This window comes from Streptomyces chumphonensis (genome assembly GCF_014779715.1).
Taxonomy (GTDB): Bacteria; Actinomycetota; Actinomycetes; order Streptomycetales; family Streptomycetaceae; genus Streptomyces; species Streptomyces chumphonensis.
In genome coordinates, this window is sequence record NZ_JACXYU010000002.1 from 369,522 (window position 1) to 381,364 (window position 11,843).

Here is an 11,843-nt window from a genome sequence, read left to right on the forward strand (position 1 = left end):
GGCTCCGGCGCCCCCGGGCGTCAGGAGGAGCGGAGGCGGCGCCAGACGGCGCGGGCGGCGTTGTGCCCGGACATGCCGTGGACGCCCGGCCCCGGCCACGTCGCCGAGGAGCAGAGGTAGACGGCCGGGTGCGGCGTCGCGTAGGGCACACGGGCGAGCCGGGGGCGCAGCAGGGTCTGCAGGCCGGTGAAGGCGCCGCACGCGATGTCGCCCCCGACGTAGTTGGCGTTGCGGGCGGCCAGCTCCGCGGGCCCGCTCACCGCCCGCGCCAGGACGAGGTCGCGGAAGCCGGGGGCGAAGCGCTCGATCTGGCGCTCGACGGCGTCGGTGAGGTCGCCGTCCCAGCCGTTGGGCACGTGGCCGTAGGCCCACAGCACGTGCTTGCCCTCCGGCGCCCGGGTGGCGTCCACCGCGGTGGGCTGGGAGGTGATGAGGAACGGCCGCTCCGGCGCGCGACCGCGCACCGGCGCCTTCAGGGCGGCCGCGATGTCCCGCCGGTGGGGGCCGAGGTGCACGGTGCCGGCCCGGTGCGCCTCCGGCGCCGTCCACGGCACCGGCCCGTCCAGGGCGTAGTCCACCTTGAACGCGGCGGCACCGTAGCGGAACCCCTGGAACGCCCGGCCGAGGCCCGCGATGCGGGCCAGCGCGGTGGGTGAGGTGTCGAAGAGGTAGGCGCGGGCCGGGGGGAGGTCGTCCAGCCGCTTGACCTCGAACCCGGTGTGCACGGCGCCGCCGAGTTCCCGCAGCAGGCCGGTGAGCGCGTCGGAGACGGACTGGGAGCCGCCGCGTGCGACGGGCCAGCCGTACGCGTGGGCGGCGAGCGCGAAGACCATGGCGATGCCGGAGGTGGCGTTCGTCGTGAGCGGGGCCATCACGTGGGCGGCGAGCCCGGCGAAGAGCGCCCGCGCCCGGTCGTCGCGGAAGCGGCGGGTGAGCAGGGAGGCGGGCTGGATGCCGAGCGTCCCGAACCGGGCGAGGGTGAGCGGGTCGGAGGGGAAGCGGCTCCAGGGCACGCTCAGGAAGTCCGTGGCGAGGGTGTCCCAGCGGCCGACGTAGGGGGCCATCAGCCGGCGGTAGGTCCCGGCGTCGCGCGGGCCGAGGGACATCGCCGTCCGCCCGACCGAGCGGGCCAGGACGGCGGCCGTTCCGTCGGGGAACGGGTGCGCCAGGGCCAGCTCCGGGTGCACCCACTCCAGCCCGTGCCGGGCGAGCGGCAGGTCGAGGAAGGCGGGCGATCCGGCGCCCATGGGGTGCACGGCCGAGCACGGGTCGTGCCGGAAGCCGGGGAGGGTCAGCTCCTCGGTGCGGGCGCCGCCGCCCACCGTCGCTTCGGCCTCGAAGACCTCCACGGAGAACCCCCGGCGGGCCAGCTCGACGGCCGCCGTCAGGCCGTTCGGACCCGCCCCCACCACCACCGCGTCACACATGGACGGCACGTCGGCTCTCCCTCACCCTTGAGGCGTCGCTTTCCGGGGCCATGTCGTCCCTGGGGGTCGTCTCACTCCCCCGTCCCCGCCAACAGGGAGAGGATACGCCGCAGGGCCGCCTCGTCCCGGGCGACGGCGAACGGGAGCGCGTTCCCGCCGCCGACCGCGAACGGTCGGCCGTCGGCGGTGGCGTGGGCGCCGCCCGCCTCGTTGACGAGCAGCAGGCCGGCGGCGTGGTCCCAGGCGTTCTCCCAGGAGAAGGCGAGACCGTCCAACGCGCCCGTCGCCACGTGCAGGTACTCCAGGCCCGCCGAGCCGCAGGGGCGGGGGGCCACGCCCTCGGTCCGCAGCCGCAGGAGGACGCGCCTGCGCTCGGCGTCCACGAAGTCGGGGTGGTCGGTGGCCACCGTGAGGTCGGCCCCGGGGTCGGGTGAACCGGCCCGCAGGAGCGTGCCGTCCAGTCGGGCGCCGCCGCCGCGCACCGCGACGGCCAGCTGGTCCCGGGCGGGTACGTACGTCCAGGAGGCGAGCAGTCGCCCCCGGTGGGCGAGGGCGACGAGGGTGCAGAAGCCGTCCTCGCCGCGCACGAACTGCCGGGTGCCGTCGACCGGGTCCACGATCCACACGGGCGCGTCCCCGTGCAGGGCGGTGAGCCGCCCCGGGTCCGCGTGGACGCCCTCCTCGCCGACGAAGGCCGCCCCGGGCAGCAGCGGACGCAGGGCCTCCTCCAGGTGCGCCTCGGCCCGGCGGTCGGCGACGGTCACCAGGTCGTGCGGCCCGGTCTTCGACGTCACCTCGTGGTCGGCGAGCTGCCGCCAGCGCGGCATGATCTCCTCCGCCGCCGCCTTGCGGACGGCGGCCTCTACCCCGGCTGTGAGCACGTCGTCGATCATGTGTCCTATACAACCACGCCCCCACGACACCCGGCCCCCCTTCCGCCGGAGCAGGGGTCCGCACCGGGCCACCGCACCGGCTCCGGCGATTAGGATCGGGAGGCGATATCGGTTGCGTCACTGCCGGAGGTGGCCAGGGTGCGGGAGTTCCAGCGCGGTGCGGTGCGGCTGCACATCCTCCACCACGCGGCCGAGGAGGAGATCCACGGCGCGTGGATGACCGGGGAACTGGCCCGCCACGGCTACCGGATCAGTCCCGGGACGCTGTACCCGACGCTGCACCGCCTGGAGGGCGACGGGCTGCTGGTCTCCGAGCAGCGCGTCGTCGACGGCCGAACCCGGCGCGTCTACCGGGCGACCGACGCGGGGCGGCGGGCGCTGGCCGAGGACCGCAGGGCGCTCGCCGCGCTGGCCCGCGAGGTCCTGGGCGACGAAACCCCCTGAGGGGGCTCACGGCGTGCGGGCGGTGAGCGTGCGGCGGACCGCGTAGACGGCGGCTCCCGCGCCCAGCACTGCGGCTCCGGAGACGACGGAGGACAGCGGCAGCGAGAAGGCCAGCAGCAGGCAGCCGGTCAGCCCGACCACCGGCACGACCCGTGCGGGCCGGCCCTCGTGCGGCCCGAGCGTCCAGGCGGAGGCGTTGGCGACGGCGTAGTAGACGAGGACGCCGAAGGAGGAGAAGCCGATCGCCGCCTGGAGGTCCGCCGTCGCCGCGAGCACCGCCACGACCGCGCCGACGACCAGCTCGGCGCGGTGCGGTACCTGGAAGCGCGGGTGGACGGCGGCCAGGGCGTGCGGCAGGTGCCGGTCACGGGCCATGGCCAGCGTGGTGCGGGAGACGCCGAGGACCAGGGCGAGCAGCGTGCCGAGCGCGGCCACGGCGGCACCGGCGCGGACGAGGGGGACGAGCCACCCGGCTCCCGCCGCCCGCGCGGCCTCCGACAGCGGCGCGGCGGCCCCGGCCACCCCGTCCGGGCCCAGCACCGCCAGGACGGAGACGGCGACGAGCGCGTAGACGACGAGCGTGACCCCCAGGGCGAGCGGGATCGCGCGCGGGATCGTCCGGGCCGGGTCGCGGACCTCCTCCCCCAGCGTGGCGATGCGCGCGTAGCCGGCGAAGGCGAAGAAGAGCAGGCCGGCCGCCTGGAGCACCCCGCCGGCCGTGGCGTCGGAGCCGACGTCCAGCCGGCTCGCGTCCGCCGCGTCCGAGGTCAGGGCCGTGACGACCACGGCGGCGAGCACCGCCAGGACGACGGCCACGATCGCCCGGGTGAGCAGCGCGGACTTCCGCACCCCCGCGTAGTTGACGGCCGTCAGCGCCACCACCGCCGCCACGGCGACCGCGTGCGCCTGCCCGGGCCACACGTACGCCCCGACCGTGAGCGCCATCGCGGCGCAGGAGGCGGTCTTGCCCACCACGAAGGCCCACCCGGCGAGGTGGCCCCAGAAGACGCCGAGCCGCTCGCGCCCGTACACGTACGTCCCGCCCGAGGCCGGGTAGCGGGCGGCGAGCCGCGCGGAGGAGGTGGCGTTGCAGTAGGCGACGACGGCGGCCAGGCCGAGGCCGAACAGCAGCCCGGAACCGGCGGCGCGTGCGGCCGGGCCGAGCGCGGCGAAGATCCCCGCGCCGATCATCGACCCCAGGCCGATCAGGACGGCGTCGGGCACGCCGAGCGTCCGCCGCAGCTCCCCGGGGACGCCGCCCGCCGTCGGTGACGTGCTCATGGACACACTCCTCGGCGAGACGGGGACGGCCTGCCTTGACGGGACCCGATATCGGTGAACGATAGCGGATCGCCGGGGGCGGGCCACGCCCCCGTCCCACCGACCCCTACGGCGTCCCGCGCGGCGCCGCGGACCGGGCCACCGGAGCGTCTACGGCGGCCCGGTCCCGGCTGATCCGCAGCGCCCGCAGGGCGAGGAAGAGCAGCACGCCCACCGGTGCGAGCAGGATGGTGGCCACGAGTAGCGGGCTCATGACGAGAGGGTGAACGCGGAGCCTGCGCGCCTCCCGGTACATCCACTGGCCGACGAGGAGGTCCCAGGCGATGACCTGGGCCCAGATCGCACCGGCGCCCGCGTCGAGGGCCATCAGGTCCTGGAAACCCGCGCGCGAGGGGTCGGTGACGGCGGCCCACAGCTCCGGCAGGACGGGCAGGGCGAGGGCGAGGTAGACGGCCAGCACCGGAACGACCGTCACAGGGGACGCGGCCACCCGGTCCGTCACGCGGCGGCCGGGGGCGACGATCATCAGCAGCCAGACCGGGGCCGCCAGCCAGAAGGCGAGGTCGAAGAGGAGATCCGTCATGCCACCGGCTCCTTGCGGACGGGCGGAGCCGGAGCCGTCGGAACCGTCGACGGAGGCGCGGCCGGGGACGGCTGGGGCCCCGGCACCCGCAGTGCCGCCCAGGTGGCACCGACGCCGAGGGCGGCCAGGGCCGCGGCGGCGCCGAGCGTCGGGCCGTCGGGGCTCGTCAGCGGCTGCCCGCGCAGGGCCTGCCAGGTCAGGAGGGCGAGCACGGCTGTGTGGACGCCGGCCCCGACGAGGACGAGGCGCAGGCGCACGCGTGCGTCCCGCAGCCGCGCGGCCCGGGGCGCCAGTGCGAGCAGCAGCACGAGCAGCAGCGGCAGCGCCTGCAGGGCGTGCATGCCGACGAAGTGCGGGATGCGCAGGTCCCCGCCCGTCGTGGACCAGCCGGTGAACGGCATGGCCGGGCCGCCGTCCGGGACGCCGACGCTGTGGGCGCCGATCGCCTCGGCGACGCCCCGCGGGTCGGCGGCCCGCTGCTCCGGGGTGGGGAGGAGCATCAGCCCGCCGACGGCCAGCCCGAGGAGCGAGACGACGGCGCCCAGGCGCACCGCCCAGGCGGTGGCCGCGTCGAGGGTGCGGGTGCGGAAGAGCAGCAGGGCGACGACCAGGGTGCCGGTCCACAGCAGGACGATCGTGAGCCCCATGAGCGCGAACAGCCGCGCGTCCAGGGGTGTCGCGATGTTGAAGTGGCTGCCCCGCCCGCGCACGACCTGGGTCGTGATGAGCACCATCTCGACCGCGCCCGCCACCGCCACCACCGTTCCGGCCCACCAGCCGGCGCGTCGGTGCCGGGTGAGCAGCGAGAGCATCCAGGCGAGCGTGAGGGCGTACACGGCGAACGAGAGGGAGAACTTGAGCGGCTTGAGCCAGATCGCGGCGCCGGCCAGCACGCGGTCGTCGAGCACGGTGCCGGCTGCGGCGACCGGCGCGAGCAGGGCCATGGAGAGGGCGAAGGCCATGAGCGGCCGGTGCCAGGCCATGGCGGCACGCCAGGTGAGCATGGGAAACCCCCGAATGGATAGTAGCAAGTGACACTATCGATTGCTGATAGTGAGACTATCGACGACGGGGGACGGATTGGCAAGAGGTCCCCGCAGGGAACCGTGAGGGGAGAGCACGCCGTGCGCATCGGAGAGTTGAGTCGCAGGACCGGGGTTCCGGTGCCGACCGTCAAGTTCTACGTCCGCGAGGGGCTCCTGCCGCCGGGCCGGTTGACGAGCCCGAACCAGGCCCACTACGGCGAGGAGCACGAACGGCGGCTGCGGCTGATCCGCGCGCTCATCGGTGTGGGCGGGCTCTCCGTGGCCGCCGCGGCGGAGGTGCTCGCGGCCATCGACGACCCCGCCCTCCCCCTGCACAAGGCGCTCGGCGCGGCCTCCCACGGCATCGCGGCGCCCGACGACGCGGAGGCGCGCGCGGGCCGGCCCGACGGCACGGCCGCCGAGCAGACCGCGGACCCGGACGGTGACGCCGAGACGGACGCCGCGCGGGCCGCCGTGGAGGACCTCCTCGCCCGGCGGGGCTGGCACGTCTCAGCGCACAGCGGCAAGATGGCCGCCCTGGTGGCCGCCGCCACGGCGCTGACCCGCGTGGGCCATGGCGATTTCCTCACCCACGCGCTGGAGCCCTACGCCGACGCCGCCCAGCTCGTCGCGGAGGCCGACCTGGACTACGTGGCGGGGCAGGAGCGGCGCGAGGACCTCGTCGAGCGTGCCGTCGTCGGTACCGTGCTCGGTGACGCCGTGCTCACCGCGCTGCGCCGCATCGCCCAGGTGGACGCCTCCGCCCGCCGGTTCGGCGACCGGGCCGGGACGCCCGGCGCTCAGCCGCCGAGCGCCGGCACGACGTCCGCGCCGTAGGCGTCGATGACCTCCTCGCGGGCGTCGTGCATGCAGTACAGGGCGAACTGGTCCACCCCAGCGTCCCGCAGGACGCGGAGTTTGGCCCGGTGGTCCTCGGCCGGGCCCAGGAGGCAGAAGCGGTCGACGATCTCGTCGGGCACGAAGTCGGTGGAGGGGTTCCCGGCCCGGCCGTGGTGGCGGTAGTCGTAGCCCCGCCGCCCGGAGATGTACGCGGTGAGTTCCTCCGGCACCACGTCGGAGTGGGCACCGTACCGGCCGACCAGGTCGGCCACGTGGTTGCCGACCATGCCGCCGAACCACCGGCACTGCTCGCGTGCGTGGGCCAGCCCGGCCGCCGTGCCGTCGGTGACGTAGGCGGGCGCGGCCACGCACACGGTCAGGGCCGCCGGGTCCCGTCCGGCCGCGGCGGCCGCCGTCCGCACCTCGCCGGCCATCCAGGACGTCAGGTAGGGGTCGGCGAGTTGCAGGATGACCCCGTCGGCCACCTCGCCGGCCAGCGCGAGGGCCTTCGGGCCGTAGGCGGCCATCCACACGGGCAGCCGGCTCTCCCCCACCCACGGCAGCCGCAGCGGCGTGCCGTCCACCGTCGCCTCGCGGCCCTCCGCGAGATCGCGGATGGCGGTGATCGCCTCCCCGAGCCGGGCCAGCGTGCACGGCCGGCGGCCCGCCACCCGCATCGCGGAGTCGCCCCGGCCGATGCCGCACACGGTCCGGTTGCCGTACATCTCGTTGAGGGTGGCGAACGTGGAGGCCGTCACCTCCCAGGACCGGGTGGCGGGGTTGGTCACCATGGGGCCCACGACGAGCCGTTCGGTGTGGTCGAGGATGCGGCTGTGGATGACGAACGGCTCCTGCCACAGCACGGCGGAGTCGAAGGTCCAGCCGTGGCGGAACCCGTTGCGCTCGGCGCGACGCATCAGTCCGACGGTGGCGGCACCGGGCGGATCGGTCTGGAGGACGAGTCCGAAGTCCACGGAAGGGGTCTCCTAGTCCAGGTGCTGGCAGGTGGCGCGGGGGAGGTAGCGGCCGTGGCCGGCGCGCCCGGTCCAGGTACGGCGGTCGAGGACGGTGCGGCCCCGGCTGAGGACCGTCTCCGCCTGCCCGGTGACCTCACGGCCCTCGTACACGGAGTGGTCGACGTTCATGTGGTGCGTCCGGGCCGACAGCGTCTGCCGCGCTCCGGGGTCGTAGACGACGACGTCGGCGTCGGCACCGGGGGCGAGCGTGCCCTTGCGCCCGGCGAGGCCGAACATGCGCGCGGGGGCCGCGCAGGCCAGCTCGATCCAGCGGCGGCGGGAGATGCGGCCGTCCAGCACGGCCTGGTGCAGCAGGTCCATGCGGTGCTCGATGCCGGGCAGGCCGTTGGGGATGCGGGAGAAGTCGCCGCGCCCCAGCTCCTTCTGGCCCGCGAAGCAGAAGGGGCAGTGGTCCGTGGAGACGACCTGGAGGTCGCCGGTGCGCAGCGCGCGCCACAGGTCGTCCTGGTGGTCGGCGGGGCGCAGCGGCGTGGAGCAGACGTACTTGGCGCCCTCGAACCCCGGCCGGGCGAGGTCGTCGACCGTGAGGAAGAGGTACTGGGGGCAGGTCTCGCCGAACACGGGCAGCCCCAGGTCACGGGCGCGGGCCAGCTCGGCGACGGCCTCGCGGGCGGAGACGTGGACCACGTACAGGGGGGCCTCGGCCACCCGGGCGAGCTGCACCGCGCGGTGGGTGGCCTCGGCCTCCAGGAGCGCCCGGCGGACCTCGCCGTGGTACCGGGGGTCGGTCCGCCCGGCGGCCAGCGCCTGCTCGACGAGGACGTCGATGGCGATGCCGTTCTCGGCGTGCATCATGATCAGGCCCCCGTTGCCGGCGGCCCGCTGCATGGCGCGCAGGATCTGTCCGTCGTCGCTGTAGAAGACCCCGGGGTAGGCCATGAAGAGCTTGAACGAGGTGACGCCCTCGGCGACGAGGGCGTCCATCTCCTTCAGGGTGCCCTCGTTCACCTCGGCGAGGATCATGTGGAACGCGTAGTCCACGGCGCACTGCCCCTCGGCCTTGGCGTGCCAGGCGTCCAGGCCCTCGCGCAGGCTGCGGCCCCGGCTCTGCACGGCGAAGTCGACGACGGTCGTGGTGCCGCCCCAGGCGGCGGCGCGGGTGCCGGTCTCGAAGGTGTCGGCGGAGAACGTCCCGCCGAAGGGGAAGTCGAGGTGGGTGTGGGCGTCGACGCCGCCGGGGACGACGTACCGTCCGGTGGCGTCGATGGTGTGGTCGGCCCGCCAGCTCGCGGCGGCCTCCGTGCCCCGGGCGGCCAGCGCCGCGACGCGCTCCCCCTCGATGAGGACGTCGGCGTGCAGTTCCTCGGTGGCGGTGATCACGAGTCCGCCCCGGATGACGGTCCGGCTCATGCCCGGCCTCCCGAAGCCTCGTGCAGGGCCTTCTCCAGGATCGCCGCGCCCTCCTCGGCCTCCGCGACGGTGACGGTCAGGGGCGGTGCGACGCGCAGGACGGCGCCGTCCGGCCCGCCCTTGCCGATCAGCAGGCCGCCGTCGCGGGCGGCCTCCAGCACGCGGGCGGCCGTGGCGGCGCTGTCGAGCTCGACGCCGATCATGAGGCCGCGGCCCCGGACGTCGCGCACCGTGCCGAGCCCGGCGCCCGCCGCCCGGACCCGCTCGATGAGCAGACCGCCCACGCGCCGGGCGTTGCCCTGGAGATCGTGTTCGAGCAGGTAGGCGAGGTTGGCCTGGGCGGCGGCCATGGTCACGGGGCTGCCGCCGAAGGTGGAGATGGAGTTCGCGTCCAGGACGTTCATGATCTCCGCGCGGGCGACGACCCCGCCGACGGACATGCCGTTCCCGATGCCCTTGGCGAAGGTGATCATGTCGGGGGCGCCGCGCCCGGCGTGGGCCTGCCAGCCCCAGAAGTGGTCGCCGGTACGCCCCCAGCCGGTCTGCACCTCGTCGCTGATCCACAGGATGCCGTGCTCGTCCAGCACCTCGCGGAAGGCGGCCAGGAGGCCGTCGGGCGGCGCGGTGAAACCGCCGACACCCTGCACGGGTTCGGCGATGAGGGCCGCGACGCCCCGGGACGTCTGGCCGAGCAGGTCGGTCAGGTCCTGCACGCAGGCGTCGGTGAACTCGGCGTCGGTCAGCCGTGCGTAGGGGCCGCCGCGGACCGCGCCGTGGACGTAGAGCGTCTGGAGCGGCGAGAGGCTGGTGGGCGACCAGGCGCGGCTCCCGGTGACGCCGACCGTGGAGAAGGAGCGGCCGTGGTAGCTGTTGCGCAGGGCGAGGATCTGGTTGGAGCGCCGGTAGGTGGTGGCCAGGAGCAGGGCCGCGTCGTTGGCCTCGGTGCCGGAGGTCGTGAAGAAGACCCGGGCGTCGGGGATGCCGGAGAGGGCGGCGATGCGCTCGGCGAGCTCCACCATGGGCCGGTTGAGGTAGAGCGTGGAGCTGTGGATGAGCCGCCCGGCCTGCTCGGCGACGGCCTTGGTGACCTCCGGCAGGGCGTGGGCCGTCATGGTGGTGAGGATGCCGCCGAAGAAGTCCAGGTAGCGGTTGCCGTCGGCGTCCCACACATGGCGCCCCTCGCCGTGGGTGAGTTCGAGGGGGCGCTCGTAGTAGAGCGAGAGCCAGTCCGGCAGGACGGCGCGGTGGCGGTCGTGCAGGGAGGGCGTGGCGTGGTCGGTCACGGGCGCACCAGCTCCCCGTAGGCGTCGGGGCGGCGGTCGCGGTAGAACGCCCAGGTGCGGCGGACCTCGTCGATGAGGCCGAAGTCCAGGTCCTGGACGAGGAGTTCCTCCTTGTCGCCTGCGGCGGCGCCGACGATCTGGCCGCGTGGGTCGGCGAAGTAGCTCGTCCCGTAGAAGTCGTTGTCCCCGTAGCTCTCCGTGCCGACGCGGTTGATCGCGGCGACGAAGTAGCCGTTGGCGACGGCCGCCGCGGGCTGTTCGAGCTGCCACAGGTGGGAGGAGAGGCCGCGGGAGGTGGCGGAGGGGTTGAAGACGAGCTGGGCCCCGGCCAGGCCGAGGGCGCGCCACCCCTCGGGGAAGTGGCGGTCGTAGCAGATGGTGACGCCGATGCGGCCGGCCGCCGTGTCGAACACGGGCCAGCCCCGGTTGCCGGGCCGGAAGTAGAACTTCTCCCAGAATCCCTTCAGCTGCGGGATGTGGTGCTTGCGGTAGGTGCCGAGCACCGTGCCGTCGGCGTCGATCACGACGGCGGTGTTGTAGTGGAATCCGGACTGCTCGGTTTCGAAGAGCGGGGCCACGATCACCAGGCCCGTCTCCCGCGCGAGCGCGCACATCCGCTCCGTCGTCGGCCCGCCGGGCACGGGCTCGGCCCAGCGGAAGTGCTCGGCGTCCTGCACCTGGCAGAAGTAGGGGGCGTTGAAGACCTCCTGGAAGCCGATGACGGCGGCTCCCCGCCGGGCGGCCTCCCGGGCGTGCTCCTCGTGCTTGGCCACCATGGACGCGGTGTCGCCGGTCCAGGTCGCCTGTACCACCGCGGCACGTACGACATCGGGCATGAACGACTCCTTCGTCCGGGCGTGGGTCCGTCCTGCTTCCGGGGGTTTCGCGAGGATGCGACCGTAGATCCCGTTCCGCGCACTGGCAAGGGCATCTGCGCCCCCTTGGCCCGATCGGAGGGCACGGGCGGGCGACGGCGCGACCGGTGACGGTGCGTCAGCGATGCGGAGCACGGGGTAGCGGCAGGTTTGGAGCGGGGCGGAGCGAACAGACCCGGAAGCAGCCAACCGTGTTCACCGGATGTCAGGAGGGGCTTCCATGGCCGTCAGCGGAAGCGAGCGGAGCATACGGGCCGACAGAGGGGAGGACGGCCCGGTCCTGCCGCGCGGCCGCAGCGAGACGGAGGAGGAGCGCGCCGACCGGCGCTGGGTCGAACTGCTCCAGGAGGTGCGGGTCGCGCAGACGGGCGTGCAGATCCTGCTGGCCTTCCTGCTGAGCATCGTCTTCACCCAGCGCTTCACGGAGTTGGGCGACGTGGACGTGGCGATCTTCGTCGTCACCGTCGTGCTGGGCGCCTCGGCCACCGGGGCGCTGATCGCCCCCGTCTCCCTGCACCGCTTCGTGACCGGGCACCGGATGAAGCCGCAGACCGTGGAGTGGGCGGCGCGACTCACCGTCACCGGACTGTTCCTGCTGCTGTGCACGGTGACCTGCGCGCTGCTGCTGATCCTGCGGGTGGTCCTCGGCGGCCCGTGGGCGGTCGGCATCGTCGCGGCCGTCTTCAGCTGGTTCGTCCTGTGCTGGTTCGTGCTCCCCGCGTGGGCCCGCAGCCGCCGGCGGAGCGAGGGCGCCGGCGCCGCACCCCCGGCCGTCGAACAAACGCCCCGACGGCGCTAGGCTGCG

At 74.7% G+C, this 11,843-nt stretch carries 12 protein-coding genes; 3 read left to right on the forward strand and 9 right to left on the reverse strand.

Annotated elements, in window-relative coordinates:
• Window positions 1-20: 20 nt before the first annotated feature.
• Window positions 21-1,436: a phytoene desaturase family protein gene (locus IF129_RS06925; protein ID WP_318153596.1), complete on the reverse strand. Its 1,416-nt coding sequence runs from the start codon at window positions 1,434-1,436 to the stop codon at window positions 21-23.
• Between the two features lie 62 nt (window positions 1,437-1,498).
• Complete coding sequence (locus tag IF129_RS06930) at window positions 1,499-2,320, reverse strand: inositol monophosphatase family protein (protein WP_191208587.1); 822 nt, start codon at window positions 2,318-2,320, stop codon at window positions 1,499-1,501.
• A gap of 138 nt (window positions 2,321-2,458) precedes the next feature.
• Here IF129_RS06930 and IF129_RS06935 point away from each other — a divergent pair, with 138 nt between their 5' ends.
• Window positions 2,459-2,764, forward strand: a complete 306-nt coding sequence (locus IF129_RS06935) for a PadR family transcriptional regulator (RefSeq protein WP_191208588.1) — start codon at window positions 2,459-2,461, stop codon at window positions 2,762-2,764.
• A gap of 6 nt (window positions 2,765-2,770) precedes the next feature.
• On the opposite strand, the gene IF129_RS06940 is transcribed toward IF129_RS06935, so the two are convergent.
• From IF129_RS06940 to IF129_RS06950, 3 genes are all read right to left on the reverse strand, one after another.
• On the reverse strand, window positions 2,771-4,045 hold the full coding sequence (locus tag IF129_RS06940; RefSeq protein ID WP_191208589.1) for an APC family permease: 1,275 nt from the start codon (window positions 4,043-4,045) through the stop codon (window positions 2,771-2,773).
• 106 nt (window positions 4,046-4,151) lie between these two features.
• Window positions 4,152-4,628: an ABA4-like family protein gene (locus tag IF129_RS06945; protein WP_191208590.1), complete on the reverse strand. Its 477-nt coding sequence runs from the start codon at window positions 4,626-4,628 to the stop codon at window positions 4,152-4,154.
• Window positions 4,625-5,632, reverse strand: coding sequence for a hypothetical protein (locus tag IF129_RS06950; protein WP_224754485.1), 1,008 nt, complete (start codon window positions 5,630-5,632; stop codon window positions 4,625-4,627). The genes IF129_RS06945 and IF129_RS06950 overlap by 4 nt, the downstream gene beginning before the upstream one ends.
• Window positions 5,633-5,752: 120 nt before the next feature.
• Here IF129_RS06950 and IF129_RS06955 point away from each other — a divergent pair, with 120 nt between their 5' ends.
• Window positions 5,753-6,490: a MerR family transcriptional regulator gene (locus tag IF129_RS06955; RefSeq protein WP_191208591.1), complete on the forward strand. Its 738-nt coding sequence runs from the start codon at window positions 5,753-5,755 to the stop codon at window positions 6,488-6,490.
• On the opposite strand, the gene IF129_RS06960 is transcribed toward IF129_RS06955, so the two are convergent.
• The 4 genes from IF129_RS06960 to IF129_RS06975 are packed head-to-tail and all read right to left on the reverse strand — an operon-like array spanning window position 6,454 to window position 10,999.
• Entirely contained in the window at window positions 6,454-7,467 is a 1,014-nt protein-coding gene (locus IF129_RS06960; protein ID WP_191208592.1) for a TIGR03842 family LLM class F420-dependent oxidoreductase, read from the reverse strand. The genes IF129_RS06955 and IF129_RS06960 overlap by 37 nt on opposite strands.
• Before the next feature lie 12 nt (window positions 7,468-7,479).
• Window positions 7,480-8,880, reverse strand: coding sequence for a dihydropyrimidinase (gene hydA / locus IF129_RS06965; RefSeq protein ID WP_191208593.1), 1,401 nt, complete (start codon window positions 8,878-8,880; stop codon window positions 7,480-7,482).
• Window positions 8,877-10,163 carry an aspartate aminotransferase family protein gene (locus IF129_RS06970; RefSeq protein ID WP_191208594.1) on the reverse strand — a complete coding sequence of 429 codons (1,287 nt, stop codon included), beginning with the start codon at window positions 10,161-10,163 and terminating at the stop codon, window positions 8,877-8,879. The genes hydA and IF129_RS06970 overlap by 4 nt, the downstream gene beginning before the upstream one ends.
• Window positions 10,160-10,999, reverse strand: a complete 840-nt coding sequence (locus IF129_RS06975) for a nitrilase-related carbon-nitrogen hydrolase (protein WP_191208595.1) — start codon at window positions 10,997-10,999, stop codon at window positions 10,160-10,162. Before IF129_RS06975 ends, IF129_RS06970 begins: the two co-directional genes overlap by 4 nt.
• Before the next feature lie 259 nt (window positions 11,000-11,258).
• Here IF129_RS06975 and IF129_RS06980 point away from each other — a divergent pair, with 259 nt between their 5' ends.
• Window positions 11,259-11,837: a DUF6328 family protein gene (locus tag IF129_RS06980; protein ID WP_224754486.1), complete on the forward strand. Its 579-nt coding sequence runs from the start codon at window positions 11,259-11,261 to the stop codon at window positions 11,835-11,837.
• Window positions 11,838-11,843: the final 6 nt, after the last annotated feature.

Excerpts from the sequence above, each read along its gene's own strand:
- IF129_RS06945 (WP_191208590.1), bottom strand. The coding sequence starts at position 4,628 with ATGACGGATCTCCTCTTCGACCTCGCCTTCTGGCTGGCGGCCCCGGTC.
- IF129_RS06950 (WP_224754485.1), bottom strand. The coding sequence starts at position 5,632 with ATGCTCACCTGGCGTGCCGCCATGGCCTGGCACCGGCCGCTCATGGCC.
- hydA (WP_191208593.1), bottom strand. The coding sequence starts at position 8,880 with ATGAGCCGGACCGTCATCCGGGGCGGACTCGTGATCACCGCCACCGAG.
- IF129_RS06940 (WP_191208589.1), bottom strand. The coding sequence starts at position 4,045 with ATGAGCACGTCACCGACGGCGGGCGGCGTCCCCGGGGAGCTGCGGCGG.
- IF129_RS06975 (WP_191208595.1), bottom strand. The coding sequence starts at position 10,999 with ATGCCCGATGTCGTACGTGCCGCGGTGGTACAGGCGACCTGGACCGGC.
- IF129_RS06980 (WP_224754486.1), top strand. The coding sequence starts at position 11,259 with ATGGCCGTCAGCGGAAGCGAGCGGAGCATACGGGCCGACAGAGGGGAG.
- IF129_RS06930 (WP_191208587.1), bottom strand. The coding sequence starts at position 2,320 with ATGATCGACGACGTGCTCACAGCCGGGGTAGAGGCCGCCGTCCGCAAG.